Origin of the sequence: Halobacillus trueperi, from assembly GCF_003386945.1 — a bacterium.
Classification (GTDB): Bacteria; Bacillota; Bacilli; order Bacillales; family Halobacillaceae; genus Halobacillus; species Halobacillus aidingensis.
Genome location: NZ_QUAE01000001.1, coordinates 146379 through 172380, shown reverse-complemented (window position 1 = coordinate 172380; position 26002 = coordinate 146379). Strand labels below are relative to the sequence as shown.

Here is a 26002-nt window from a genome sequence, read left to right as displayed (position 1 = left end):
AGATAATAACAATAAAAAGCTTTTCCTGAGTAGAATTCAGGAAAAGCTTTTTTAATTCACTACATAAGTAAAGGAATAATCAATCCAGCAAGCAACAATATGAGAGCACCACCCAAGCGTGAAGAAATTTGAGCAAAAGGCATCAGTTCCATCCTTTTCGATGCAGATAAAACAGCCACATCCCCTGTTCCACCCATATTTGCCATACATAAACCTGCCGTAATCGCGGACTCGATCGGGTAGAAACCAACCAGCTTCCCAAGCAACCCTGCTCCAAGGACCGCTCCTATAATGACACCAAGAACCGTAAGAATGTACTGAAGCGTCAAGGCTTCAAGGACCGTGTTCAAGTCTGTATAAGCGATTCCGATTCCAAACAACAGCGCCAGCGTCCAGTTTTTAGCGACAAATTTATACCATTGATTCGCACCATCAATTACGCTTTGGGGCAGAATTCCTGCGATTTTCACCACGGCTACAATGATGATCATCAATGCATAGGCGTGAAGCGGTATAAAACCAGCCAGTAACGTACCGACCGTAAAGAAGAGAATTGCCACCATCAATCCTACCCCCATCTTTTGGACGTCAAAGGATGATGCCTTTTCTTTGAATTGGAAACCTTTCAACAATTGCCCGTTCCCTGTTAACGAAGGATTTTTCTTGCCAATGATATCAAGAATGCTTGCTAGAATAATGGCAAAGACATTTCCGAGAGCAAGTGCTGGAACAAGCATGGAAATATAGTAGCTAGGATCGTTCCCCATCAATTCACTATAAATCTGGCTCATCGGAACGGCTCCAGCTCCCATTCCTCCTCCCATGATCGGCATCGTAATGACAAGGACTGCATCCCTTAGAGAAAACCCTACAAGAGATCCGAGCAGACCAGCTACAGACATAGCTCCAATGACGGCTCCGAAGATTGGCAGGAAATATTTGAGGCCGACTTTTATGAGAATGCTTTTATCCATACCAAGAATACTTCCCGTGATTAAAGCGGCAATATAGAAATTCAGGAACCCTCCGCTTTTCATGAAATCCGTGATCATCGTTACCGTTGATTCAGGAATCCATCCCCCATACACCATATAGGCCGCTCCAAAGATCGCGATGATCGCCCCGCCACCTAAATAGGTTTTAACGATTGGGGTATGGTCTCCAAGCCAACCGAAGAGCTCGCCAAGCACCATCATAACGAGAAGGCTTCCGAGAATTCCTCCCGGCAGGTTTCCTGTGTACATACTGGCCAACGTCACTGCAGTAATGACACCAAACCAATGTAGAGGAAGACCAAATATTGTAATCGCTTTCTTTTTTTCATGTACAAAAGGGGTGACGTTTGCCTCTTGGGACGGATTCCTATGAATCTTTTCCGCTGAACTCGACATGTAATCCTCTCCTTTTCTTTTAATTGGTGAACGCTTAGCAGGTGGCTAAGCGTTCAACTCTATCTTCTACAGACTCTTCAACAGCACGGGCGACTGCGCGGGCCACTTTTTCATTCAAGGCACTTGGAATCACATATTCCGAACTAAGCTCGTTCTCAGAAATGACCGCCGCAATCCCTTCTGCTGCAGCGATTTTCATCTCAGGGGTGATGTTTCTGACCTTCTTGCTCAGTGCTCCTTTAAATATTCCGGGAAACGCCAGCAGGTTATTGATCTGGTTCGGGTAATCCGATCTTCCGGTTCCTACAACTTTCGCTCCTGCTTTCCAAGCATCTTCTGGATAGATTTCAGGGATAGGGTTAGCTAAAGCGAAGATGATCGGGTCTTTGTTCATCTTTTGAACATGTTCTTTGTTCATGACTCCAGGAGCCGAGACTCCGATGAAGATATCAGCCCCTTCAATGGCCTCTTCCAATCCACCTGAACGCATGTCATGATTCGTGCGCTCAGCAAGGTTTTTCTGCTTCGCATTCATCCATGCTTCTCCTTTTCTTAAAGTACCTTCCAGGCTGACAAGGGTGATATCAGAAAAACCGGCATATAAAAGCAATTCAGCGATGGCAATGCCAGCAGCACCTGCTCCATTGATGACGACTCTCGCTTTTTGTTTCGTTTTCTTAACCACTTTCAATGCATTCAGCAATGATGCTAAGACGACAATGGCCGTCCCATGCTGATCATCATGAAAAACAGGAATATCCAACTCTTCTTTCAATCTTTCCTCAATCTCAAAGCATCGTGGAGCTGAAATATCTTCAAGATTTATGCCAGAGAAAGTAGGAGCCAGAGCTTTGACGATTGAAATGATTTCTTCAGGGTCTTGTGTATTCAGGCATATAGGAAATGCATCAATGCCCGCGAATTTTTTGAACAACAAACTCTTGCCTTCCATGACGGGGAGAGCGGCTTTAGGGCCTACATTTCCTAGTCCTAATACAGCTGTTCCATCAGTTACAATCGCCACCATGTTCCCTTTGGACGTCAACTCATCTGCTTCGTCCGGATTTTCTTCAATGGCTTTACTGATCTCTGCCACCCCCGGTGTGTAGACAAGACTTAACTCTTCTTCTGTATCCACCGGTAACTTGCTGGTGATTTCGATTTTCCCACGATAGGCTCGGTGCAAGTCTAGTGTTTCTCTTTTTCTATTGTCTTTGTGCATATTCATTCCTCCATCTACAAGAAATCGCTTTCAAGGTGTGATTCCATCATAGGAATAAACAAAGACCATGCCTACCATATGAAAATAATGATTTTATTGTAATTAAAAAAAGCAGCCTGAGGCTGCTTTTTTCATTGATAGAATGTGGAATGAAGGGCTTTCGATCCATTGATATGATATTGATAGACAGGGCGCCCTACTCCATAGATCAGCGTTTCTTCAAGGATGTCCTCGGATGTTAAAAACTTTAAATATTTCCTCACCGACACCCTGGATATTCCCGTTTCTTGAGCGATGTCGTCGGTAGAAAATGCCGTTCCCTCTTTCTTCTTAATGACCTCAATAATATGCTCCAAGGTATTTTTCGTTAATCCTTTCGGTAATGGAATGTTTTTATCCTTTGAATATTCATTCTTACGGAAAATCTGATCAAGCTCCCCTTGGTTCACTTTCTGCTTATCTTTTAATACAGAAGTATTTTTTTGATAGTGAAGTAAAGCGTCTTGAAAACGATTGAATTCAAAGGGTTTGACCAAATAATCCACCACCCCGAGACGAAGGGATTGTTGGATCTTCTCCTTCTCAGAAGCGGCCGTAATCAAGATCACATCCAAATCATCCTCCCTATTTCTAAGCTCTTTCAACCATTGCAAACCATTTTCCCCAGGCATATAAACATCCAATAACACGAGATCAATGGCAGCCCGGTCCAGCCAGTCATGAGCTTCCTCCGTGTTAGCGGCTGTTGCGATTAACTGAAACCCCTGAAGCTGATTCAAATATTTGCGATTCAATTCAGCCACCATGGGGTCGTCTTCTACGATTAGTACGCGAATCATTCCACATCCTCCTTCGCTTCAAATGGGATGATGACACTCACTGAGGTTCCATTTTGCCAATTGGACTCGATCTCCAATGAACCTTCCAATGACTCCACACTCGTTTTCACCAAATGTAAACCATACCCACGATTGTCGCCTTTCGTTGAAACACCCTTCCTGAACATTTCTTCTTTGAATCGTTCTTCAATCCCACTCCCGTTATCGCTTATATCAATGCTTAACAAATCATCCACATATGATAGGTCAACAGAAACTTTTTTTCCTTCTTCCGTATGGAAACTCTCAATCGCATTATTTACTAGATTTCCTATAATGGTAATCAGTTCATGGGTTACGTTTGAATCCTCTGCCGGGGGAATGATCGTTTCACATTGAACTGTCAAATCGACTTGTTGTTCCCTTGCATAACTGCGCTTCCCAATCATAAATCCAGCCAAAGCCGGGTCCTTAATTTTATCCGTCAACGAGGTGGTCTCACGAACTTGATGGTCGACCAATTGTTTAATGTATGTATGGACCTCCTGATAAGATTTCATTTCAATCATTCCAAGCAGCACGTGCAGTTTGTTCTTGAACTCATGAGACTGAGCCCGAAGAGATTCCGCATACAAACGTACACCAGTCAGCTGTTCAGCCAGTCGATTCACCTCTGTCTTATCCCGGAAAGTCGAAATCGCCCCTACAACAGCTCCATTCACAATCAAAGGAACCCGGTTCACGATAATGGAAGACCCTTGAATGTTCTGCTCTTCATCCACTTCAGCCTCCCCCGTTTGTAAGACACGATCGAGCTTCGAATCAGGAAGATATTCAGCAATCGCAAGTCCCACCGGTTCCTTTTCATAGATGCCTGCTTTTTGAAAGATTTCCTTGGCTGAATGGTTGATAAACGTAATGCGAGCCTCCTCATCTACCGCAATGACCCCTTCTCTCACCGAATGAAACATCCGGTTTCGTTCCTCATAAATCTTCGCAATCGCTGCCGGCTCCAGCCCAAACAGGCTCTTCTTGATGTAGCGCGCCAGAAGAAACGCACCAATGACACCTACGAGGCTTCCGATCAAGGATCCGATTAAAATGTTTTGATGGTTCTTCTCCAATGCAGCTTCCACGGCATCTAAGGAAAGCCCTGTAGCGACCGCTCCCATTTGCTCCCCATCCCTTCCATAGATCGGGGTGAACGCACGCACAGAATGTCCGAGCGTTCCTTCCGAAATGGAAATATACTCTTCGCCGTTCAGAACTCGTTTTTCATCTCCCCCTACAAATGCTTGACCAATCCGCCCGGGGTCTGGATGGGATTGACGGATTCCCTCCATATTCATAACGACGACGAACAGGACGTCACTCGCCTCTTGAATACTCATGGCATAGTCCTGGATCGTCCCTTGAATTTCTTCACTTTCCAACTCTTGTTGAACAATTTGTGATTCAGCGACCGTCCGTGAAATAATCAATGCTTTCTCTTCCAGCTGTCCGCGAATCTCATCACTCGTATTTTCTGTAATCAACAAATCTGTGATTAACAAAGAAAAAAACACAACAAGTAGAACGAAGAAGATAATGATGGTGCTCAATTTAAATCGTGGTTGTTTCATGTCCATTCTCCTAAATAGGAAGTGATTAATCGTACATGCGTCATTAAACAATAACCGTTTTTCAAAATTGTATCAATTTTTAGTATAATAACAAATGTCAGATACAAATTGAAGGAAGGAGTGAGTCCATTGTCAAAAGGACTGATCTTCGATATGGACGGAACACTGTTCCAAACCGAACGAATTCTTGAGGTTTCGTTAGAAGAGACCTTCAACCACCTGAAGGACAGAAGCGAATGGCACGAGGAGACCCCGCTTCAAAAATACAGAGAAATCATGGGGGTACCGCTGCCAACGGTGTGGAAAACGTTACTCCCTAACCACTCGGATCATCAAAGGAAAGAAATCAATGCATATTTCTTAGAAAAACTCACCCTCAATATTCAAAAAGGAAAAGGCGCGCTCTACCCACAGGTGGAAGAAGTCCTGGAAGCTTTGTATAAAGAAGGCCACTCTCTATACATAGCAAGCAACGGTCTGATTGATTATTTACGTGCCATCGTCGAATACTATCGTCTAGACCGATGGGTGACAGAAACGTTCAGTATCGAGCAGATCGACTCGTTGGACAAAACAGATTTGGTGGCGGCCATTAAGGAAAAATACAACTTTGAGCAGGGAATTGTCGTCGGAGACCGCCTATCCGACATTCATGCCGCTAAGAAAAATGGCTTGACTTCTGTAGGCTGCCGGTTTGATTTTGCTCAAGAAGACGAGCTCGCCAAAGCGGATCATGTCATTGATGACTTCTATGGACTAAACCAAGTGATACGAGAAATAGAAAAGATGTACGTTTGACGAAGACATAAAAAATCAGCTTTCCTTAACGCGAGAAGCTGATTTTTTATTGGATACTTTTAAATAGACCGTTCAAGTAATCAAGGTTCTCATATGTTCCTTATTCAATAATACTCAAGAAGGAATAGAAAGGACTTCTTCTAATTCGGGATTCTTCCTTAGCCAAGTATGATGGATCCTTTAGCCTTTTTTATTTCCACCCTTAAAAAAACCTGAATCCGAGGCAGGATTCAGGTTTTAATCGTTTATTTAATTTTGCCTGGGGCTTGTTCGTTAACCACTTTCGTGCGGTCATTTTGAAGAGCAATCTTCAACGTTGGCGCTAACGTACCGCCAAAATGAGACATTTGGTACTCTGGAGATGTACCGCCAAGATCAGCAATGTTCTTGCCATCTAAGTCATGGAAATTATAGAAGCTGATTACTTTCCCGTTCGGAAGCACCATCCAGGAATATGCTTGGTAGGCATGGTTTTCTGGGTTGGCAAGGACAAGGCCACTGTCGTTCAGTGGCTCATAACCTGTTGTCAACTGATCAGAAGAAAAGCCGTACAATCCGTCCGGAGCAGACAAATCAGGACCAAATTTGTGCTCGTGGGTGTTTGTGAACAAGTAGTACTGGTTGCCTTTAGTCACGATATGCGGACGCTCAAGCTCCTGGTTCACGTAGTTCGCTTCAAGAAGGGGCTCCATTGCTTCAAATTCTGTGTAGCTGTCATTGGTCGCTTCTGCGATTCCAATTGCGCCGTTGAACAGTTTTGCAAAGTCTTCATTTACAAAATCGAAAGAGCTTTGGAAGTCTTCGCTGCCGATATAAGCTCGGTCGAGCGTTCGTTCTGCTGGTGTACCTGCAGAGTTTCCTTCAAATAGAATGTAGTCTTTTCCTGTTTTCGGATCTTCGAAGAACCAAGGGTCACGGAACGTGTAGCCGATGTCTCCGGCTTCCGCCTGCCCTTCGGTCTGATAGTACTTACCTTCCGGTTCAAGGATGATCGAGTGGTCGAAGTTAGAGAAAGAGATTCCTTTCCCCTTCGCTTCCACGTCGCCTGTTGCAAGCGCTAAACGCTGTTCGTAGGTGACGTTTTCCTCTCCTTTACGTCCAGTTGCTGTATAGAAAAGGTTCAGCTTCCCGTCTTCAATCATCGCAGAACCAGCCCATTGTCTGGAACCATAAGCCTGCTGTGTATCAAAAGCTTTCCCGCCAAGCTCCCAGTTCTTGCCATCTTTTGAGTAGAAGTAACGAATTGTCGCTACGTCGTGACGCTTACCAGGAAGCAACTCAGAGTCGGCCGTCAATGAGAAAATCACGTAGTATCCGTTTACCTTTGCGACAGAACCATCTTTCTCGCGAAGTGGCCATGTGTCCCATACGTGCAGTTCAGGAGCCATTTTTTCAAAATCAGGCTCAATATAAGGAGCGGTTGTATCATCTGTACGTTCGACCTTGGATGCATCTTCAATCGTCCAGTTGGATGTACCGGATGTGTCAGCAGAAGCGGCTGGAGCAAACCCGAAGGATAATGTCGATACAATCGCAGTTGTCAGCAATACATTGCGGGGCATAAATTTCTTTGCGTTCATTTGTTCTTCCTCCTTTTTATTACAAAAAGATTACGATAAATGCTTGTTAAGAAAGAGAAGCTAGCCGATAAGCTAGCTCCTTCCTGCTTTATTATCCGTGAATTTCGCCTTCGCCCATAACACCCTTGATTTCAGAAGTGTCATCTTTAAGCTTCAGCTTCAACGTCGGCGCAAAAGATCCACCAAACTGGAAGTCGCCATTTTCGTCATAGAATTCGTTGACAAAACTGATGACTTGTCCGTGTGGAAGAACCGCCCAAGAGTATGCCTGGAATGGATCTTCTTCAGGGTTCGCAACCACAAGACCTGTACCGTTCATCGGCTCATAATCACCGAATAGAGAGTCGGCATGGAAACCATAAAGCCCGTCTGGACCTTCCAGGCCGGGAGCGAACGTGAACTGATGAGAAATGGTGAACAAATAATAGTCGTCACCTTTCTGCACAACGTGCGGACGTTCAAGCTGTTGGTTTACACCGTCAGCTTCAAGAAGTGGTGGCATAAGTTCAAACTCTGTCAGATCATCATTTTCTGCTTTCGCAATACCAACGTTTCCGTTGTAATCTTCTGCACCAGCTGGAATAGGACCATCAACGTTACCTATGTTATCGGCCTCCAGTGTCTTATCTGTGCCGCCAGTATTACCTTCAAAGATTAAGTATTCTTCGCCTGTTTCAGGATGCTGGAAGAACCAAGGATCACGGAAGGAATAAATGATATCTCCCGTTTTCTGTGCTTGTGTTTCGTAATAAACGCCGTCAGCTTCTGCAAGGATTTGGTGCTCTCCATTGTTCTTTACTTGGAAACCTTCTTTGTTGTCATAATCCATTTCGAATGTCGTTTTCGCTAGACGCTGTTCGAATGTAGGACCTTCATCTTTCCGACCGGCCGCTGTATAGAACAAATGGATTTTATCATTTTCGTCGATCATCGCAGATCCAGCCCATTGGCGAAAACCAAGTGCTTTATCTTCATCATAAGGAACCGTTCCCATTTCCCAATCTTTACCATTCTTAGAATAGAAAGTACGGATAACGGCATGGTCATGACGGCCGGCCCATGTGTACTCTTTGCTTGCAGTAAGAGCGAACTGGACATAACGGCCATTGATTTTAGCCAGAGAACCATCGCGATCACGAAGCGGCCATGTGTCCCATACCCAGTAATCCGGGGCCACATCTGTGAAAGAATCGATGTTTGGTGCGGTATTTTCGTCTGTCAACGTAAAGTTTGAAGCATCCTCCCGGGACCACGTTGGAGTATCCTCCGCTGCTTGTGCTGAAGAAGCTACAGGAAATGCTGTGAAAGCACTGGACACTACAAGTGCTGTTAAGGCTAGTTTGGATAAAATAGATGATTGCTTAGTCTTCATTACTTAACCTCCCGATAATTTGTAGTTGGGGTGTGCTCCGGAACACACCTTAACTCTAAGGAAGCGAAAAGCACTGGTCAACGGAAGATTTCCCGTCATCTCTTTAAGGGTAAAAAGTCACGAATAGCTTATGAAGTATACATTGGTAACGTTTCACTTTAAAGTTGGAAAGGGTTACAATGTTTTCCAAAATGAGAGGAAATACATAGATTCAATGTAAAATTAACCCATATAAATGAAGCTTAGGGTTTGGTTTAAAACTGGCCATATGAAGGAGTTTAAAAACTTATGGGGTTCTATTCTCCCCGTTCATAAGGAAAGATTACACTCCCTCATTTTTCATGTATCCGATTTCAAAAAATGTTGATCTATCAATGGTTAAACATTGTTTTACAATCATTGAGATAACATTTACAACTAGTTAAAATGGTAGAAAAATTGAATCAATCGGTTTCCTGAATTTTTCTTCATTAAGTTTGAGTCATAATAAGTGAATAGATGCACCTCTTATCCTACGTCCTAGTTGAAATCAGTAAAGTCATGCCTTGAACTTTGTATCCGTGTAGACTTTTCTTTGAAATTCGACAGTCATCTTTCGTGAGTCCCTCCTCCCTCCTGAGAAGGTTAATTTTTCACTAAGAAATAAAAAAAGAGAAGGACAACCGTAAAGGTCCCTTCTCTAAAATCATAAAATCACACATCACCTCTTCTCCCGTTCAAGAATCCGATCCACTTTCGCTTCCACTCTGTCCAGCTGACTCTTCTTTCTTTTTACAGAAAGGAAGATCGATACTGTTCCTATGATCACTCCGATTAACAATACAAAAAATAGAAGTTGAGCGATCATATCACCGATAATGAAACTGCCTGCACTCTCCACTTCTGAACTCCCCTTTTTCGTTCTTCTACCATTATTTAACGTACTTCAAATCAAACGTTTCTTCCCTTTCGCCCCATTCAATGGTCACCTGGATCTCATGATTTTCCTTTGTCACCGCGCAGCCGGAGCAGAAGTTCCCCATTTGTTGAACCATCCCATCATTCAACAAAACGTAGTCTCCCTCTCTACCGCCTGTCGGACTGTCCAGGTTGTAATTGATATGTTCCGGAGCTTCGCCTTCACCTACATAGGTGATATGAAGACTTGTCGATTCACTGTCTTCTGATTTTACATCCGCGATATATTCGACCTCCCATTCTTCGCTTTCTTCTTGAAAATGCAAGGTCTTCTGCCCAAAACACCCTGTCAATACCAAAGCGGTCAACAAAAACAAAATAACCTTAGGATACTGCATGACATGGGCTCCTTTCTTCATTGTTCACATGCATCAAGGACACAATCCCATCAAAAAATACGGTCGGCCGATGAAGATAACTTCCTCACCTGTCTCAAATAAAACGTCATGTTTTCATCCTCATCCCATTGATATGTAAAAGAGAATTCATCCGCTACCTGTCCAGCCAGTGTCCGGAACAAATCACCGGCAACAAACAGGGCATCCCAAATATGTTCCAGATCTCCGTCCGCATAAGTCGCTTCATACATCGCCCAAAATTTTTCGGGTAGAAGCTTTTTGAAATAATTCCCGACCTTCCCCGTAGAAACTTGAAAATCCGTCTGCGTTCCTATCCACCAGGAAACCATCTGATCCAAGTCTCTGCGGATGACACACTCCAACATGAACTGTGCATACGGCATTTCATTGCGCCACAGGCTTTTCGCAACATTCTGCTGACACCACCAAAAATTGTTGCAGCGGGCGAGATACTCCTCTTCCGTCGGCTTTTGCACATGATAATCTTCATCAGTCGCATCAGGAATTTCAGACAGACAGTCATCCTTGTCCATCAAAGGGACGGTCAGCTTATCGTCCCCGTAGTGTTCCTGCATATGAGGAATGGTTTCTATATGTAAATCGATCCGGTTACCATCCGTAAATAGCATCAAATAGCCATAAAAGTCCGCAAACTCCCCATCTTTGCCCTGATCATTTTTATCCGGTTCCTGCATCATCAGCCTTTCACCGAACACATCCACCCACTCCTCATCTTCCAAAAAAGAATTCGTTTCCGTCACAACGTAGACGATGTCATAATCCTGAAAAAGATCTTCTTTTAATGTGGGATTCGTTCGTGAACCATTCATATATACCGCCCGGATCCGCTCATCCTTCTCGGCGACACTCAAAATCAGATCCATCATTTCCTTATCTGATCGCATTCTTTGCTCCCTCCCCTTTACAGTCCATCTTTATGATCCGAATAAACTTCGTATCTTTCCTTCCACTCTCGCCTTTTCATTTCTATAAATACACTTTTCTTCAGACTAATCCATGATAAAACGAAGAAGAACAAATATATGAAAAATGGATTTTCCTGCTGGATGATCTTTTCCTTCACTTGCTTCCCTCCATATACAAGAGCATAGTTTTTTTCCACCTTCTCAATAATAAAAAGAAAAGGAGGTTCCGAAATGCACAGACGTCTCCAATGGCTATTGGCGTTGAACCTTTTCCTTTTCGTATTGTTCAGCTGGGGAGTGATGACAACACCACCCTTCCTCACGGCTATGGATGAATGGGGAATGAAGATTACAGCAGACTCAGACGACCAAACCACCATCCAAATCGCTCGTTTCTTCTCTATAGTAACCAGCTACAAGGTTTGCCTCACTACAGGCTTTATCGTTTCTTTTATTTTTATTTATTTGAACAAGTACCGAACCAGCTTTTTCATCCTATTAGGAGCCGCATGTACCAAGCTCATCAGTGCAGGTTTGAAAGGTTTCTTCAGTCGAGAGCGCCCTCTTGTCGATTCTTTTGTATCAGTCAATGGGGGTGCTTTCCCGAGTGCTCATATGATCTATGCGGTCTTCCTGACAGGGTCCCTTTTTATCCTCTTCTCCGTTTACTTGAAACGTACAGGACGGGGGATTCTTATGCTGGGCGGGTTTCTTGTTGTTGGAATGGTTGGGTGGTCCCGCGTCCATCTCGGCGCTCATTATATAAGCGATGTGCTCGGTGGTTTTTCCATCGGAGTCGTGTGGCTTCTTGTGATGTATCTTTTATCACAAAAGAAAATTTCTAATGATGTTCGGAGGGAAGATTCTTGATAATATGCTCTACGATGTTCTCCACGCTCAGCGTTCCATCGACGACAAGATCGGCATCGGGTTTAATGGACTGGAGCATTTCTACATAAGCTTCTCTTCCATCATTCAAGTAGTATGTCAATTCACCCTTTACGGAGAGCCCTTCACCATCACGAAGCAGTCGTCTAGCCATGGCTATATCTAAAGGTGTATGGATGTAAACCGAATAGTCGATCCAAACCTTCAATTTGTCGTGCTTATAGGAAAATGGATAATCCAGAATGAGAAAAGAAGCGCTTTTTGTTGATTGGATATCCTGAATCAGTGGATCCAGATTCCATTGATTATAGTCGGGGCCCTTTTCCACCCACTCGGTAATGTTTTCCGGTGCACCTTCAAATTCATACGTATCAAAGAAAAGCGCTTCAGCTCCAGGCAAACGTTCTTTGAGTTTCTCCGTAATCGTCGTCTTTCCGCCACCCGAAACAGCTGCCACTGCAATCACCATTGGATGAGTCATTGGTCCCTCTTCCTGAATTTCACTAGTCGATTTCTTTTCCCATGTACCGACATCGCTTCATCTCCTCATGATAGAATCAAAGTATAATATTCCTATAGAAAATTTTAACATAAAGGAGAATACATATGTCGCTGAAGGAAGAACTGAAAGCATTAGAAAACCAACACATACAGTTGAGCACCCGCGAATCCACAGAAGAGCTTGATCACATACTGGCCGATGACTTTTGGGAGATTGGAAGTTCCGGCGTTCCTTATGATAAAAAGTTCTGCCTGGAGCAAGGGGTCGTCCTGACTGAGATGACTCTCCACCATTATGAAATCCAGCCTCTATCAGAGGATACGGTCCTCACTACGTATTATGTCGAGGACACGACAAGAAGCAGAAATACTCTCCGCAGCTCCATTTGGAAAAAGATCGATGGGCGCTGGCAATTGTATTTTCATCAAGGAACCATTACGGATTTACAAAAGGATGAGTATAAAGAAAGGCGTGGACGTTAATCAAGTCATTTCCCAGTCAAAAGTCCTTTTTAAATCCATATACGTTTGTACGCTTTGAGTGATGGGTACAACATAGGAAGAATTTTGAAGAATAGGAGGTTTCGCTATGGGTTCAAAGTCCCTTCATTCTAATCGAAATCATACTAAAAAACGTAACCTATGGTCCGGAGTCTTGTTCGGAATCGGCCTTGCTGCATTTATAGACGAAACGATTTTCCACCAACTGCTTAGATGGCACCATTTTTATGATCAATCCACTACAGACATCGGACTGATTTCAGATGGATTGTTCCACGCGTTCAGTTGGTTCGCAACCATTGGCGGTCTGTTTCTTTTTGCCGATCTAAAACGGAGGAATGGCTTATCACTGAAACGGTGGTGGGGCGGCGTTCTGCTTGGGGCAGGGTCTTTCCAGTTGTATGACGGGATCATCCAGCATAAACTGATGCGCCTGCACCAAATCCGTTATGTAGAAAATGTGATCCCTTACGACCTTGTGTGGAACATATCTGCTGTGCTTATGATTGCTGCCGGTCTTTTCCTTCTTAAACGTACCAGCAAAAAAGGAGCCCCTTCCCATGCATGAGCAACATTCAAGCGGGGGTGGACTCCTTTTTGATTTGGTTCTGTCGTTACCATTCCTGCTTGCCATCCTCTTGTACGTAGGAGCAGGCATCGTTTCTAATCGTTCCCGTCATCTGCAGGAATGGCCGGTTTGGCGACATGTTTTTTGGTCCATCGGAGTGTTATGTGCAGGTATAGCTGTCATCGGCCCGCTAGCAGACCAAGCGCGCATCGACTTTCGCGCTCATATGATGGGGCATTTACTTTTAGGCATGTTCGCCCCACTCCTGCTCGTCCTTGCAGCACCGATGACTCTGTTGTTAAGAACGCTGCCCGTTTCTACTGCCAAAAAGATATCTTCTCTCCTGAGAAGTTCTTATGTACGTGTCATCAGTCACCCCGTCACAGCTTCCATTCTCAACATCGGCGGGTTGTGGGTGCTTTACACAACAGATTTATATCACATGATGCACGACAACCTATGGATTCACATTCTCGTCCATCTGCACGTGTTCCTGGCAGGGTACCTTTTTACAATGGCTATGATTTACATTGACCCTGTCGCTCACCGCTACAGTTATTTGTATCGGGCAATCGTATTCATCTTCGCTCTTGCAGGACACGGGATCCTGTCGAAATACTTGTATGCCTCTCCGCCAGAAGGAGTCAGTCAAAGCCAGGCAGAGACAGGGGCCATGCTCATGTACTACGGGGGCGATGCGATCGATGCCATCCTTATTTTCATCCTTTGTTGGCAGTGGTACAAAGCTACTCAACCGAATAAGAGACTGGCAGCAAGTCCATGAAAAGGAACCCCTACCAAGTTTGATCTAGTTGAGCCGCATAAAAGGAAATGGCTTTTTTATACTTTTCAATCCAGGGACTTTCTGCATGAGAACCCAGCACCGCCAGCAATTGTTCCACCGCTTGGGGGGACTGCTTCAAGTTGTATAAGGTCATCGCGTGAAACACCTGAATCGCGGGATTCCCTGGAAATTCTCGTGCTCCCTTTTCCAGGACCTCCTTCGCTTCATAATACTTCCCGATGCACCTTAGACTGCTTCCCCACTGAATATAGGTCTGAGTTCTACGGTCGCCTTGTATTCCATGGTCAATGGCTTTTTCATAAAAGGGGATGGCTTCCCGCTCCATCCCTTGCGCATCATGCGATACCGCACACAAATAATTCAACTCTGCGTTTTCCTCGTCCCGTTTCAAGCGTTCCAATGCTTCAACTCCAGCCTTCTCAACCTCACCTTCATCCAATAAGAACTGGATTTGATTCATAAAATCCCCCTCCCTCAATGAATTGATATATTCTTTATTCAGTTGATATATTTTGATTTGGTTTGATATATTTTCAATTCTGTCGATAAAATTTCATTATGGCCGATATCCCAACGATTGACTCAAAGCTTCTGCAAATGATCAATCCAGGCATCCAGCCGCCTGCGATCCCCCGGTCCTTCCAGCAGCTTATCGTAGATCCGGTACCCTTCCACATCGTGCTCACGTAACCAGTTCAGCGACTTTTTCGGACCGAGGTACCAGCGTCCGATCATCTCAAAATAAATTTCAAGACTTTCCTTCACCAGCCAGTGAAAGCGATAGCGGCCTTCCATATCCCCTTTTCTTGAACGTATCTTCATCTTGGTCAACCAATCTTTCAAAAACTGCTTCTCCTTCGGCTGCAAAGACGCCGGTCCCTCGTTGAAAATAGAATCAATCTCTGTCATCCATTTTTGGGCAAGGCCATGATCATCAACGAGGACCTCGGCACGATGGACTTTCAAAAAGTTGGCCGGCTCTTTCATATCATCCGTCTTGTGGACCCACACATCCAAAAGCTTGCCACTGAACGTTTCCACTTTATTCTGCGTTTCCAGCTTATCGGAAAAACCAATCAAATCGACATCACTCTCATTCGTAGAGTCCCCGGTTTGATAGGAACCGTACAAGAATACGGTATGACACTTATAGGTCTCTCTCATATGTTCGGTTGCTTTTTCTATAAATGCTTCTCTTTCCATCGCTTCATTTCCCCTTTTCTTCTACAATCAGGATGAACTTCTTAGCCTTACAAACTTCCTTTTCCCGACTTGAACCACAACCCCGTCTGTCACTTGCACCGTTTGATTGGTATCCGTCACTTTCTCCTGGTCGATACGGACACCGCCATTCTTGATCATCCTTCTCCCTTCACTCTTGGAAGGTAAAAGTCCAAGTTCTTTGACGAGATCGACAACGTGTATTTCCTCTTCTCCTTCCCACATCACTTCAGGAATTTCATCCGGCATCGCTTTTTTCTGAAAAACATTGATGAACTGTTCTCGGCTTTGACGAGCTGCCTCTTTTCCATGAAGCATTTCGACAAAAGAAGCGGCAAGCTTCATTTTGGCATCCCGCGGGTGAAGCGTACCTTCATCAAGCTTCCGTTTCACTTCCTGCACTTCTTGAATGGATAACGGAGAAACAAGCTCAAAATACTTCGTGATCAGCGCATCAGGAATCGACATCGTTTTACCAAAAATGTCCTGCGGCCGCTCATCCACCCCGATGTAATTGCCTTTCGACTTCGACATTTTCTCCACACCATCCAGCCCTTCAATCAACGGCATCAACAGGACGACTTGTTTTTCCCTGCCGTAATGCTCCTGCACCTGGCGCCCGAACAACACATTGAATTCCTGGTCGGTTCCACCGAGTTCGATGTCTGAGTCCAGAGCGTACGAATCGTACCCTTGCATGACCGGGTAGAAAAACTCATGAAGGTGGATCGGCTTGTTCGCTTCGTACCGGTTATGAAAGTCATTGCGCTCGAGCATCCTTGCCACCGTCACCGTACTCGCCAGTTTCAACACTTCTGAGAACCCAACTTTGGAAAGCCATTTCGAGTTGTAATGGAGCTCTACTTTTTCCATGTCAATCACTTTGCCGAACTGTTCAAAGTAAGTTTTTGCATTGTGCTCCACTTCTTCATCCGTCAAAGCCGTCCGGGCGATTGACTTGCCCGTCGGATCACCAATCTTCCCTGTGAAATCGCCGATGATCAGCTGAACCGTGTGCCCGAATTCCTGGAACTGTTTCAGCTTATTCAACACAACGGTATGTCCAAGGTGGACATCCGGGGCGGTCGGATCGAGCCCCAACTTCACCTTCAGCGGCTGCTCATTTTTAATCGACTTCGCAATCTTCTCTTTGAACTCTTCTTCCGGAATGATCGAGGAGACACCATAAGATAGAACCTCCCATTGCTTTTCCCATTCTCTTTTTTGTCCATCATTCAATTGTTCCATCATCTTACAGCCCTCCATTTTTTAGAATATAAAAAAGACACGCCCCATCATGGGACGTGTCTTCATCACGCGTTACCACCCAAGTTGAAGATGAATGTTTCATCTTCCCCTTAAAAAGATAACGGATTTACCGTCTTCCACTACTCACATGAGTTTTCGTAAAAGAAGCTCCAGAAGGTAATTCATGAAGAGGTGTGTATCGACTCCCACCAACCGTCGACTCTCTGACAACAGGGATCTCTTCACTACTGGGTTTCTGTCATTGCCGTAGTTATTAAAGTTAGGATTATGTTACGCGGAACGGAAGAAGATGTCAATGTTTTTCTGAATATTTTATTTCTTATGAAACACCCTCCCTCCGTTTCTTCTTTGGAGGAAAAACACACCTCCAATATTGACCGCACCTACGAGAAAAAGGATGCTTGTAAAAAAAGTAGAGGCTTCAGAAACGGGAGTTGTCTTTTCTTGGGGGATGTTCCTTCATAAATTCAGTATAGAAATTTTTTCTTCACTCTCTTCTTGAACCGTGTCACCCATTAGTTGGACCATCCCATTTCCCGCCACCACTGGTGTGAGAAAGTCAGCCTCCGGGATATTTTCCAAAAGAAGCATGAACCTGCCGCCTTTCTCTTGAAAATCTTTCGCCCAGCTGACATCAAACCGATCGATTCCGGCTGTAATTTCCTCTCCGACCTTTCCTTTAAGTACTGCTTCCACATCAAAAGGATAACCATCAAAGATAAATTCACTACCTTCAGATCGACGATCAAAATCGTAAGTCCCGATAACGATGACTTCCGCCCGGTCAACAACCTCTTGAGGATCAAGTTTTTCGTAACTGGTGGCAGAGACCTGCAAAGGAATGCTGCACAGAAAAACAATAATAAGTAACCCGACGTAACGTCTCATCGTACCATCCTCCATTCGTCCATGATTAAGACTCCTGACGCTTCCCAGCGATTTGTCCTATATGGCTGAAAAGTAGCTGTACAGAGATCACCGACAAAAGGAAAACGATTCCCGGTGCCGCTGAATCCCAAATGGACGTCACAATAAAAAACAAAAGTGATGAAACAAGAGCTATCAAAAATATGTATAAAAACAAGCTGATGATGTAATTCATTTTAAATCCTTTCTCTACGATTTCAGTCATAAAAATACAGGAATGGAACAGATGAAAGCCACTCCATTTTCCACCTTTTAGCCAACCAATACTATATTCACCCTATCATAATTTCATGTGAAAAAGGAAAGCGCCCGTAGAAAATACGCTCTCACCGAGCATTTTTTCTACGGGCACTTACTAAGGATTAGTGGTCAACATTTAAAAGGTTTGGGCCGCGTCTTTCGCCCTTGCCATTGCATGTTCTCTAATGTTATCCGCCTGACCCGGATTCGCCGCATGCCCTTCGACAAAAAGACCATCGAAGGACGGGACGCCGAAAAATTGCATAATGATGTTCAAATACCGGTGCCCCATTTCCATTCCAGCTGCAGGTCCTTCCGAATAAATCCCGCCACATGCCTGGATGTGGAAAGCTTTTTTATCCGTCAATAGACCGACCGGACCCTCTTCTGTATATTTAAATGCTTTGCCCGCCACGGCCACCGCATCGATATAGGCCTTCATTACAGGAGGAAAAGAGAAGTTCCACATCGGGGTGACAAAGACGTACTTGTCTGCGGAAATGAATTGATCACTCAACTCTCTCAGTCGTTCGACCTTCCTATTTTCTTCGTCTGAAAGGTTATCTCCCGACTGCAATTTCCCCCACCCGCTGAAAATATCAGCATCTATGTGCGGAATATCTTCTCTATACAAGTCGATATGAATGATTTCATCGCCTGCATTCACTTCTTTGTATGTGTCAATAAAAGCCTTACCCACCCTCATGCTGTAAGAGGCCGTTTCATCGTGTGGATGTGCCGTGATGTATAAAACCTTCTCCATAGGATCCTACCTTTCCATTCAAGATAGTATAGTTTGTATAGAAACGACCATTCTTACTAATAAATGCAGATAAAAAATAGAATCCATCTTGGTTGAGATGGATTCTTATCATTTTCCATTATTCCTGCTCCGTAGTAACATCATACTGATAAGGGTTTGCCGCTATATTTATTCTTGCTTCATCTGTAAGGACAAACACTTCGTCCGTCGCAACTTCTTGGTTCACAGGGGAACGTCCATCGTAGTGGAATGGGGTGTCTTTCATTCTGCCGCCTCCTTCACGCCTTTTTCATTAGCATCCGCTTACGAAATTCGATTATTCTACACTCTTGTTAAAAGGGCTTCTGTTCGGTCCTCGAGTGGATCTATGTTAAGTTTTTCTCTCAGAAAACCTTTCATATTTCTTTTCAAAATAGAATCCCCTAACCTGAATGGTGAAGGGGTTTGTTAAAACATTCCTTAACTATTATACCGCATCCAGTTCGCCTCTCAGGCCTACCTATTCAGATATTACATTGAATAATACTCATTGAAGAATGACTATCATGATTCGTATGTAGCAAAAAGGAAGGATGTTGATTATGAAAAAGTGGCTCAAGTATATGCTCCTTAGTCTCCTGGCCCTGATTAGTATTGGAGTTCTCTTCTTTTTCATCTGGACTCAACAAACCTACGAACCATCGGAAGAGATGACCCGTCTGGTGAAAGAGTCCAAGCAAACAGACGGTTGGGTCGTCCATGAACCTAGAGGTAATGCTAAGGGTGGAATCATCATATATCCTGGAGCAAAAGTCGAGCCAGAAGCCTACAGCTATCTGGCTCAACAACTGGCGAGCAGCGGGTACATCACAGGGATTCCTAATGTAACTCTGAACTTACCCATATTGAACACGAACAAAGCTGATGAAATGATCAATCGCTATCCTGAAGTTGCAGAATGGTATGTGGGAGGTCATTCCCTCGGCGGAGTCGCCGCTGCCTCTTTTGTAAAAGAACATCCTGACAAAACAGACGGATTGATACTCCTCGCTTCATATCCGACTGAAGGAAGCAGCTTCGCAGATACGGAAACTCTGATCCTATCGATCTATGCGGAGAATGATGGGTTAACAACAGAATCCAAAATAAAGGAAACGAAGCCATTGCTTTCTTCGGAAACTAGGCTTTATAAAATCGATGGGGGCAACCATGCCCAATTTGGTATGTATGGTGCTCAAAAAGGGGATCTGCCTGCTGACATCCCTGCAAAAAAGCAGCAGGAAATCATCGTACGTACAATCCATGAGTGGATCCAAAATTAATACTGATACGCTATAAAAGCGGGGCTTCCTCAGAAGTCCCGCTTCTTCCTTTTATTTCACTCGTATATTCGATCCGATTTGGAGGTTTCTAGCATCTATTCCAGGGTTTAATTCGTACAAGTCACTTACGGTAACCCCCTCGTGGAGGCCGGCAATGCCATAAAGCGTATCGTAAGGAGCGACCGTATGGTAGTGGGCGCTCTCAGCTGGTGAAACGCGGACTTCCTGACCTGGCTGCAAGTTCCAAGGGTCTATACCTGGATTTAATTCAAACAGTTCTGTGAGCGTCACCCCTTCATGAAGATTTGCGATGCTGTACAACGTACTTCCCGGTGTAACGGTATGAAATTCTTCATTCGGATAATCATCTTCATCAAATGTTTCCTCTGTTTTCACTGTAATTCGAGACCCTGGTTGAATGATGTCTGCATCAATTCCTGGGTTCCATTTGAATAAATCATCAACGGTCACGTCATCATATTGTTCTGCAAGGCTCCAAAGCGTGTCCCCTTTTTCAAAGGTCACTTGATAGGTTTCCGCCGAAACACTGTAAGCTCCAGCCCCAAGCGTCATCCCTAAAGCGAGTACAGGTGCCAAAATCTTCTTTTTGTTCATCCATGGACCCTCCTTAAGGTTAAAAATGCTTTCAGTATTTGTGTTTCGGTTTCGCTTGTCATCTAAACGTAATATTTTGAAAAAATATAGTTTCTAATGCTCCCTTGAACTATGTAGGACAAAACAAGAACCTGTAAAAAAAGTACGTTATATTGTTGAAGGAGGAAATCAATGTTGTGGTTGATTTTCACTGATCCAGGTGATCGCTTCCAACCGCGTGATACTCGTTGATTTACTCTCTTTACTTTAGTTCCATAGTGCACCGAAGCCAACTCTCTTTTTCTATTTCTCCCCCCTTCCTATCCATACAAATACAATCTTCCAAGTTTAGAAAAAACAATCATTACCATGAAAAAAGCCAGCACTCCTGCTGGCTTCTTATAACCTTCATTTTTCAGCAGGGATTCGATTTTATTAATGAAAGCCACCGAATCCCCCGTGGTTCCCTTGATTTCTAGAATGTTGACGTACTTTGTCCTTCTGAATTTCTGCTTGATCATACCGTTTTTCAACAGAAGTACGCTTTTGTTTATTCATTTCATCTCCGTGAAATTTGTTCCTGTTCCATCCGAAAGCATCGCGCAAAAATCCGTACAATAGTGGCACAACCAACAAACCGACAAGGCCGAGAAAAAACCACATATGCGAAACCTCCTTTTCGTCTTATTACATGTACGTAAAGCCATCAGGATAAGTTTCATAATTCTTCTAGAGCCGTAGCTTCAGCCTATGTTACAGTGGGAAGGCATGTCGTTTTGTTAGGAGGTTTAGGAATGAACATTCAAAACCCTGCAGGTCTATGGGTCCGTGTTTTTGCAAGAGTCATTGACGGAATTCTCATCACCGTAACTTTAGGTATTCTTTTCTATCTCTTTTATGGAGATTTCTTCTATCAAGGATTAACATGGGTGGATATCTTTGGCATTGCTTACGTGGTAGGCTTACCTGTCCTATGGTCCGGATATACCCTTGGAAAACGGGCGGCCGACAACCGGATTGTCCGTGTGGATGCTAGTAAAAACGTACATATCGGAACTATGCTTCTGAGAGAAGTCGTAGGAGGCATGATCTATTCCTTCACGTTTGGCATCGCCTTGGTTGTCAGTGCCGTAATGGTCGGAGCACGCAAGGATAAGCGAGCGATACACGACTTCCTTGCTGGTACCTATGTAACCGAAGATAAACCGGAACAGACCTAATGTCCAAAGCCCTCCTTATTATGAGGGCTTTTTCTATTCATCATCCGGATTAATGATTGCAAGAACTTGATGATCTTCCCACTTTCCATTGATTTTCACATTCTTTCTCGCAATTCCTTCTTTATGAAAACCTGCTTTTTCTAACACACGGATGGATGCTTTGTTATGAGGCATGACTCCTGCTTCTATCCTATGTAAATGGAAATCAACAAAGGCATGATTAACGAGAAGCCTTACAGCCTCTGTCGTAAAGCCTCTTCCATTGTAGTCTTTATCGAGAAAATAACCGATGAACGCACTTTGCAATGAACCACGGAGGACTTGGAACAGATGGACTGTTCCAAGAAGCTGATCGGTGTCTTTATGAAAAATCCCAAAAAAGTACTCCGTGTCCTCGGCAAGGTTTCCACACGCTCCCTCTGCCCTTCCACCGTATAAAAACCATCCGCCCTCCCCATAGAATACTGTTCAAAAAATGAGCGGTTCTTCTCTTCAAAAAGTAGCAAATCTCGGGCATCAAGATTTGCTAATGTTTTAATATAAATAGACGGTCCGATCATCACATGCCTTCCCCTCCCCCTGGTCCTCCACGCCAGCCTTTTTCCCGTGCCACCGCGCGTTCCACTTCTTTTTCCTGCTCCGTCTTTTGCACGGGAGACTGTCCTTGGCGTTTTTTGGTCTTTCTCCTGTCTATGAAAATCATTAAAGCTATGAACAAGACAAGAAACAATCCCCATAAAATGTTCGCAAGCATGGAACCTCTCCTTTCCTGTGCTGATCTTAGGAAAATACTACCTTTTTCTATTATTTCAAAACGTATCCATCCCTTCAATAAATAGACGCCACCATCATGGTGACGCCTGTAATCATTGGATGTTCTTCTTGTCCTTACTAAGAACATAAACCTCATATTCATCGTCTCTAATCGGAGCTGTTTTTTCTCCGGTTTGGATGAAGAGGTCAATCTCTTCTCTAATTTCTTCAGCCATCTCCTCCGCACTTCCATCTGAGCGATCAAGGGAAGTTTTAATTTTGATTTGCAGCGGATACGGATGAAATGAGTGAGCAAAACCTGTGACTGGATATTGTTCAGACTCCATCATTGCCTGGGCAATATCATGGATGGCTCCCGTTTCTTCCCAAAGAATTTCCTGTTCCCTTGCTTTCTTTTCTACTTGCCGGATATCAAGTTCAGGTTCTTCGTTATATTCATGCCCCTCTTCCAACATGATTTCTTCCAAAAGACTTAATCGCGTTTCTGTTTCTGGAACAATCACATTGATATACACTCCCTGAGTCGGGTTCATCTGGACTTGGACAGGGAACATGAGCTCAAAATTTTCCTCTTTCAATCGTGTTATTAGCTTCTCTTCCAGCTCCTTCGTATTTTTATAGTACTGTTCCATTTCCTCTTCGGTCACATCCGACTGCTGAACTCTTTCTTTAAAAGGCTGCACGGAGACCTCATAGTCATGAAAGCCGTTCTTTTCTAAATGTTCCTCAACAATGGTTTGGACCTTCTGTTTCCCATCCTCCATCTCGATCAGTTCGACTATCACTTCCTTGTCATCCCCGCTGACCTGCATGTTCCCGATCTGATACCCTTCTTTTTCAATCGTTTGAGTGGCTTCACTGAAAAACGTCTCCATCCGTTCCATACGATCTTCTTCCTGCTCGATAAACTGACTGATGTAAGGAATTTTAGCAACGACGTGTTCCATCGCAGGTGTGAACAACAATCCACCTAACAAAAGAACAACGACAGCAGCCGCCATCCACAAACGCCCGATTGTTCTCTTCTGTTGGGGTGTAGAACTCTGCAAACGGTGGAACACCTGGTTCTGATGCTCTTCTTTGAACTTCATCTGCTGGACCTTTTCAGGATACTTCCATCGGTTACTCAAATGCCTCTCCTCCTTTCAACATTCTTTTCAAACTGTTCCGCGCCCTGTGAAGTCTGGTTTTGACCGTGTTCACATTGACACCTAAAAGCTCAGCGATTTCCTCCACCGATAACTCTTCGTAATAATAAAAGATGATGACTTCTCTCAATTTCACGGTAAGTTTCAACACTTTTTGAAAAAGGACCTCATTTTCCTCTTCTTTTAAAACTTGTTCAATAATACTGTTAGCTTCCTCTCCTTTTTCCATCTTCATCGGTTCGAATGGAATCAGGTTCCGAAACGACCAGCTTCTGACGTGGTCTTTGCAATGATTGACCGTTATGCGATACACCCAAGTCTTGTAGCTCGATCGATGTTCAAATGTATGTAAATGTTGATAGCAGCGGATAAATACTTCCTGCGCCAAATCCTCTGCCAGTTGCTTCTCCTTCACATAAGTAAAAGCAATTCTCACGACCATGTCCCCATAGGATTCCATTAAGCCGGCTAACATCTCTTTATCTGTTCTTCGCTTCATATGTTCCTCATTCATAAACGTTCTCCCCCCTTTTTTCATTACCTTTGACGAAATCGGACGTCACGAGGTTCCATAAAATTCTTATGTGCTCATCTGAAGGTTATTCTTTTTACATACATGCGGAAATTTCTTACTATGAAAGTCATAAGGAGTGATAAGGATGAAAGAACAAGCGTGGACAAAAGAAGACATTCCTTCTTTAAAAGGTCAAACGGTGATTGTAACTGGAGGGAACAGCGGTTTAGGGTATGAATCTGTGAAAGTTCTTTCCAAACGGGGAGCGACCGTCATTCTTGGCTCAAGGTCGATGAAACGTGGACAGGAAGCCTATCTGTCCATTCAAAAGGAAAACCCGAACGCGGATATTGACGTCATGGCACTAGACTTAAGCGATTTACAATCAATAAAGGCATTCACAGATGCCTTTAAAGAAAAGTATGACAGATTAAATCTTCTGCTTAACAATGCTGGTGTGATGACCACCCCTTATGGAAAAACACATGATGGTTTTGAACAGCAGCTGGGTATCAATCACCTCGGTCACTTCGCACTGACAGGGCAATTGTTCGAAACATTAAAGAAAACGCCAAGCGCTAGAATCGTCAATATATCAAGCAATGCCCATAAATCTGGAAAAATGAATTTTGATAACCTCATGTTTGAAGGTGGAAAAGGCTATACACCAATGAAGGCCTATGCCCAATCTAAGCTTGCCAATTTATTATTCACTCAAGAACTGCAGCGGAAAATCGAAAAGAACGGTTTAGACATGACCGTAACGGCCGCCCATCCCGGTATTGCTAGCACCAATCTCATGAGACACATTGAAGATAAATTCCTCTTTAAGATTCTTGGACGTTGCTTGCGCCGATGACGCAGAAGGCAACAGAAGGAGCACTTCCTGGGTTAAGAGCAGCAACAGACCATGACGTCCAAGGAGGAGAATACTTCGGCCCAGGAGGCAGATGGGAAATGAAAGGTAGTCCTGTCGCCGTCTCTCCAATTACGAAGTCGTACGATGTTATGGACGCCGATCAATTATGGAAAGTATCCGAAGAGCTTACTGGAGTTACCTATCCTTTCAATAATTAATATTAGCTATTCAAAGCTGAAGAGGCCGTTCTCTTCAGCTTTTTCATTTTAAGAATACAGACTTCTAGTTGAATAACCTTCCTTTATTTGGAATAATAAGAAAATAAAGCCGCGAAGAGGAGGAACGAAATGTCTAAGAAAAAGATATGGGGACTCGCTTTTTCTATTAGTCTGCTATCTATGCTTACCATCTATGGACTGGCGATGGACTTCGAATTTTTGAAATATGAAGTCAATGAAAAGCATCAATTGGTTATGTACGATGGCTTAAACGGACCAAATCCGATCATCAACTCTGATGTAAGCGAGGAACAGGAAAGCCTGTCTGTTATGGGTTCCTACATGAGTCAATTCAATCGTTGGTTTCTTGCAGGCATACTGATCGCTCCATTTTTTATTGCTTCTTATTATCTGCTGTTCAGTGAAAAGTGGATGGGGGACCATCCAAAGAAAAAGAAGTACCTTTCTTGGACACTCTCCGCCAATGGAGTGGTCATCACCATTGCAGTCTTTGTCTGGGTCCACTACATCGAACTCGTGAACGAAGCCTACCATAACGTCTTATTCTGAATCCCGATATAGGAAGGCATGATAAGGGACTAGAAGATATTCTTCCGCCTCATTTTCAAACAGGGTGAGATTGGTT

General features: G+C 43.9%; 32 protein-coding genes, 1 pseudogene and 1 other annotated feature. Of the genes and pseudogenes, 10 read left to right on the top strand and 23 right to left on the bottom strand.

The genetic code is table 11. The features are described 5' to 3' along the window. Positions 1-59: 59 nt before the first annotated feature. From DYE48_RS00890 to dcuS, 4 genes are all read right to left on the bottom strand, one after another. The gene (locus DYE48_RS00890) at positions 60-1391 is read right to left on the bottom strand and encodes a 2-hydroxycarboxylate transporter family protein (RefSeq protein WP_115821982.1); all 1332 of its coding nucleotides are present in this window, start codon (positions 1389-1391) and stop codon (positions 60-62) included. 34 nt (positions 1392-1425) lie between these two features. Next, complete coding sequence (locus DYE48_RS00885) at positions 1426-2613, bottom strand: NAD(P)-dependent malic enzyme (RefSeq protein WP_115821981.1); 1188 nt, start codon at positions 2611-2613, stop codon at positions 1426-1428. Between the two features lie 131 nt (positions 2614-2744). After that, complete coding sequence (locus tag DYE48_RS00880; protein WP_115821980.1) at positions 2745-3452, bottom strand: response regulator; 708 nt, start codon at positions 3450-3452, stop codon at positions 2745-2747. Next, positions 3449-5053 carry a DcuS/MalK family sensor histidine kinase gene (gene dcuS, locus DYE48_RS00875; protein ID WP_115821979.1) on the bottom strand — a complete coding sequence of 535 codons (1605 nt, stop codon included), beginning with the start codon at positions 5051-5053 and terminating at the stop codon, positions 3449-3451. Before dcuS ends, DYE48_RS00880 begins: the two co-directional genes overlap by 4 nt. Before the next feature lie 120 nt (positions 5054-5173). Here dcuS and DYE48_RS00870 point away from each other — a divergent pair, with 120 nt between their 5' ends. After that, positions 5174-5851, top strand: coding sequence for an HAD hydrolase-like protein (locus DYE48_RS00870; RefSeq protein ID WP_341865602.1), 678 nt, complete (start codon positions 5174-5176; stop codon positions 5849-5851). Between the two features lie 245 nt (positions 5852-6096). On the opposite strand, the gene DYE48_RS00865 is transcribed toward DYE48_RS00870, so the two are convergent. From DYE48_RS00865 to DYE48_RS21050, 6 genes are all read right to left on the bottom strand, one after another. Next, positions 6097-7431, bottom strand: a complete 1335-nt coding sequence (locus DYE48_RS00865) for a glycoside hydrolase family 68 protein (protein WP_115821977.1) — start codon at positions 7429-7431, stop codon at positions 6097-6099. 91 nt (positions 7432-7522) lie between these two features. Next, entirely contained in the window at positions 7523-8803 is a 1281-nt protein-coding gene (locus DYE48_RS00860; RefSeq protein WP_115821976.1) for a glycoside hydrolase family 68 protein, read from the bottom strand. Between the two features lie 700 nt (positions 8804-9503). Further along, positions 9504-9683 (bottom strand): hypothetical protein, encoded by a 180-nt coding sequence (locus DYE48_RS00855; RefSeq protein ID WP_115821975.1) that lies wholly within the window; start codon positions 9681-9683, stop codon positions 9504-9506. A gap of 31 nt (positions 9684-9714) precedes the next feature. Further along, positions 9715-10098: a hypothetical protein gene (locus DYE48_RS00850; RefSeq protein ID WP_115821974.1), complete on the bottom strand. Its 384-nt coding sequence runs from the start codon at positions 10096-10098 to the stop codon at positions 9715-9717. 50 nt (positions 10099-10148) lie between these two features. After that, positions 10149-11024, bottom strand: a complete 876-nt coding sequence (locus DYE48_RS00845; protein ID WP_115821973.1) for an aminoglycoside 6-adenylyltransferase — start codon at positions 11022-11024, stop codon at positions 10149-10151. Between the two features lie 17 nt (positions 11025-11041). Further along, a complete protein-coding gene (locus DYE48_RS21050; protein ID WP_167449411.1) occupies positions 11042-11203 on the bottom strand; it encodes a hypothetical protein in 162 nt (53 codons plus the stop codon). A 73-nt stretch (positions 11204-11276) separates the two neighbouring features. Here DYE48_RS21050 and DYE48_RS00840 point away from each other — a divergent pair, with 73 nt between their 5' ends. Next, the gene (locus DYE48_RS00840; protein WP_115821972.1) at positions 11277-11915 is read left to right on the top strand and encodes a phosphatase PAP2 family protein; all 639 of its coding nucleotides are present in this window, start codon (positions 11277-11279) and stop codon (positions 11913-11915) included. Here DYE48_RS00840 and DYE48_RS00835 read toward each other — a convergent pair. Continuing rightward, a complete protein-coding gene (locus tag DYE48_RS00835) occupies positions 11887-12414 on the bottom strand; it encodes a nucleoside/nucleotide kinase family protein (protein WP_115821971.1) in 528 nt (175 codons plus the stop codon). The two genes, DYE48_RS00840 and DYE48_RS00835, sit on opposite strands and share 29 nt — an antisense overlap. 125 nt (positions 12415-12539) lie before the next feature. On the opposite strand from DYE48_RS00835, the gene DYE48_RS00830 reads away from it, so the two are divergent. The 3 genes from DYE48_RS00830 (at position 12540) to DYE48_RS00820 (ending at position 14287) form a co-directional block, all read left to right on the top strand. Beyond that, on the top strand, positions 12540-12917 hold the full coding sequence (locus DYE48_RS00830; RefSeq protein ID WP_425269274.1) for a nuclear transport factor 2 family protein: 378 nt from the start codon (positions 12540-12542) through the stop codon (positions 12915-12917). Between the two features lie 106 nt (positions 12918-13023). Then, positions 13024-13503 (top strand): DUF2243 domain-containing protein, encoded by a 480-nt coding sequence (locus tag DYE48_RS00825; protein WP_115821969.1) that lies wholly within the window; start codon positions 13024-13026, stop codon positions 13501-13503. Next, positions 13496-14287 carry a cytochrome c oxidase assembly protein gene (locus DYE48_RS00820; protein ID WP_115821968.1) on the top strand — a complete coding sequence of 264 codons (792 nt, stop codon included), beginning with the start codon at positions 13496-13498 and terminating at the stop codon, positions 14285-14287. The genes DYE48_RS00825 and DYE48_RS00820 overlap by 8 nt, the downstream gene beginning before the upstream one ends. 10 nt (positions 14288-14297) lie before the next feature. On the opposite strand, the gene DYE48_RS00815 is transcribed toward DYE48_RS00820, so the two are convergent. From DYE48_RS00815 to DYE48_RS21045, 6 genes are all read right to left on the bottom strand, one after another. Beyond that, on the bottom strand, positions 14298-14768 hold the full coding sequence (locus DYE48_RS00815; protein WP_115821967.1) for a tetratricopeptide repeat protein: 471 nt from the start codon (positions 14766-14768) through the stop codon (positions 14298-14300). 122 nt (positions 14769-14890) lie between these two features. Beyond that, a complete protein-coding gene (locus DYE48_RS00810) occupies positions 14891-15511 on the bottom strand; it encodes a nucleotidyltransferase domain-containing protein (protein ID WP_115821966.1) in 621 nt (206 codons plus the stop codon). Positions 15512-15538: 27 nt separating this feature from the next. After that, entirely contained in the window at positions 15539-16780 is a 1242-nt protein-coding gene (gene tyrS / locus DYE48_RS00805) for a tyrosine--tRNA ligase (RefSeq protein ID WP_244199340.1), read from the bottom strand. Between the two features lie 44 nt (positions 16781-16824). Beyond that, positions 16825-17049, bottom strand: a binding site (T-box leader). 208 nt (positions 17050-17257) lie between these two features. Next, positions 17258-17686: a hypothetical protein gene (locus DYE48_RS00795; protein ID WP_115821963.1), complete on the bottom strand. Its 429-nt coding sequence runs from the start codon at positions 17684-17686 to the stop codon at positions 17258-17260. Positions 17687-18101: 415 nt separating this feature from the next. Next, complete coding sequence (locus DYE48_RS00785) at positions 18102-18728, bottom strand: FMN-dependent NADH-azoreductase (RefSeq protein ID WP_115821961.1); 627 nt, start codon at positions 18726-18728, stop codon at positions 18102-18104. Positions 18729-18846: 118 nt separating this feature from the next. Further along, on the bottom strand, positions 18847-18993 hold the full coding sequence (locus DYE48_RS21045; RefSeq protein WP_167449410.1) for a hypothetical protein: 147 nt from the start codon (positions 18991-18993) through the stop codon (positions 18847-18849). Positions 18994-19309: 316 nt separating this feature from the next. Here DYE48_RS21045 and DYE48_RS00780 point away from each other — a divergent pair, with 316 nt between their 5' ends. Continuing rightward, positions 19310-20029: an alpha/beta hydrolase gene (locus tag DYE48_RS00780; protein ID WP_115821960.1), complete on the top strand. Its 720-nt coding sequence runs from the start codon at positions 19310-19312 to the stop codon at positions 20027-20029. A gap of 51 nt (positions 20030-20080) precedes the next feature. Here DYE48_RS00780 and DYE48_RS00775 read toward each other — a convergent pair whose 3' ends face one another. Together DYE48_RS00775 and DYE48_RS00770 are read right to left on the bottom strand one after the other, a co-directional pair. Further along, the gene (locus DYE48_RS00775) at positions 20081-20644 is read right to left on the bottom strand and encodes a muramidase family protein (RefSeq protein ID WP_115821959.1); all 564 of its coding nucleotides are present in this window, start codon (positions 20642-20644) and stop codon (positions 20081-20083) included. A 414-nt stretch (positions 20645-21058) separates the two neighbouring features. Then, the gene (locus tag DYE48_RS00770) at positions 21059-21286 is read right to left on the bottom strand and encodes a hypothetical protein (RefSeq protein WP_115821958.1); all 228 of its coding nucleotides are present in this window, start codon (positions 21284-21286) and stop codon (positions 21059-21061) included. Between the two features lie 131 nt (positions 21287-21417). On the opposite strand from DYE48_RS00770, the gene DYE48_RS00765 reads away from it, so the two are divergent. Further along, a complete protein-coding gene (locus tag DYE48_RS00765) occupies positions 21418-21843 on the top strand; it encodes an RDD family protein (RefSeq protein ID WP_115821957.1) in 426 nt (141 codons plus the stop codon). Positions 21844-21876: 33 nt separating this feature from the next. Here DYE48_RS00765 and DYE48_RS00760 read toward each other — a convergent pair. The 4 genes and pseudogenes from DYE48_RS00760 to DYE48_RS00745 all read right to left on the bottom strand — a co-directional run bounded on the left by DYE48_RS00760 (position 21877) and on the right by DYE48_RS00745 (position 24279). Beyond that, positions 21877-22406: pseudogene (locus tag DYE48_RS00760) on the bottom strand (GNAT family N-acetyltransferase). After that, complete coding sequence (locus DYE48_RS00755; protein WP_115821956.1) at positions 22403-22597, bottom strand: hypothetical protein; 195 nt, start codon at positions 22595-22597, stop codon at positions 22403-22405. The pseudogene DYE48_RS00760 and the gene DYE48_RS00755 overlap by 4 nt, the downstream one beginning before the upstream one ends. 112 nt (positions 22598-22709) lie before the next feature. Then, positions 22710-23747 carry a DUF4179 domain-containing protein gene (locus tag DYE48_RS00750; RefSeq protein ID WP_115821955.1) on the bottom strand — a complete coding sequence of 346 codons (1038 nt, stop codon included), beginning with the start codon at positions 23745-23747 and terminating at the stop codon, positions 22710-22712. Beyond that, the gene (locus DYE48_RS00745) at positions 23740-24279 is read right to left on the bottom strand and encodes a sigma-70 family RNA polymerase sigma factor (protein WP_115821954.1); all 540 of its coding nucleotides are present in this window, start codon (positions 24277-24279) and stop codon (positions 23740-23742) included. The genes DYE48_RS00750 and DYE48_RS00745 overlap by 8 nt, the downstream gene beginning before the upstream one ends. Before the next feature lie 145 nt (positions 24280-24424). On the opposite strand from DYE48_RS00745, the gene DYE48_RS00740 reads away from it, so the two are divergent. From DYE48_RS00740 to DYE48_RS00735, 3 genes are all read left to right on the top strand, one after another. Beyond that, positions 24425-25138: an oxidoreductase gene (locus DYE48_RS00740; RefSeq protein ID WP_244199339.1), complete on the top strand. Its 714-nt coding sequence runs from the start codon at positions 24425-24427 to the stop codon at positions 25136-25138. After that, entirely contained in the window at positions 25135-25356 is a 222-nt protein-coding gene (locus tag DYE48_RS21325) for an SDR family NAD(P)-dependent oxidoreductase (protein ID WP_244199338.1), read from the top strand. The genes DYE48_RS00740 and DYE48_RS21325 overlap by 4 nt, the downstream gene beginning before the upstream one ends. A 129-nt stretch (positions 25357-25485) precedes the next feature. Next, positions 25486-25926, top strand: coding sequence for a hypothetical protein (locus DYE48_RS00735; RefSeq protein ID WP_115821953.1), 441 nt, complete (start codon positions 25486-25488; stop codon positions 25924-25926). The last annotated feature ends 76 nt before the right edge of the window (positions 25927-26002 follow it).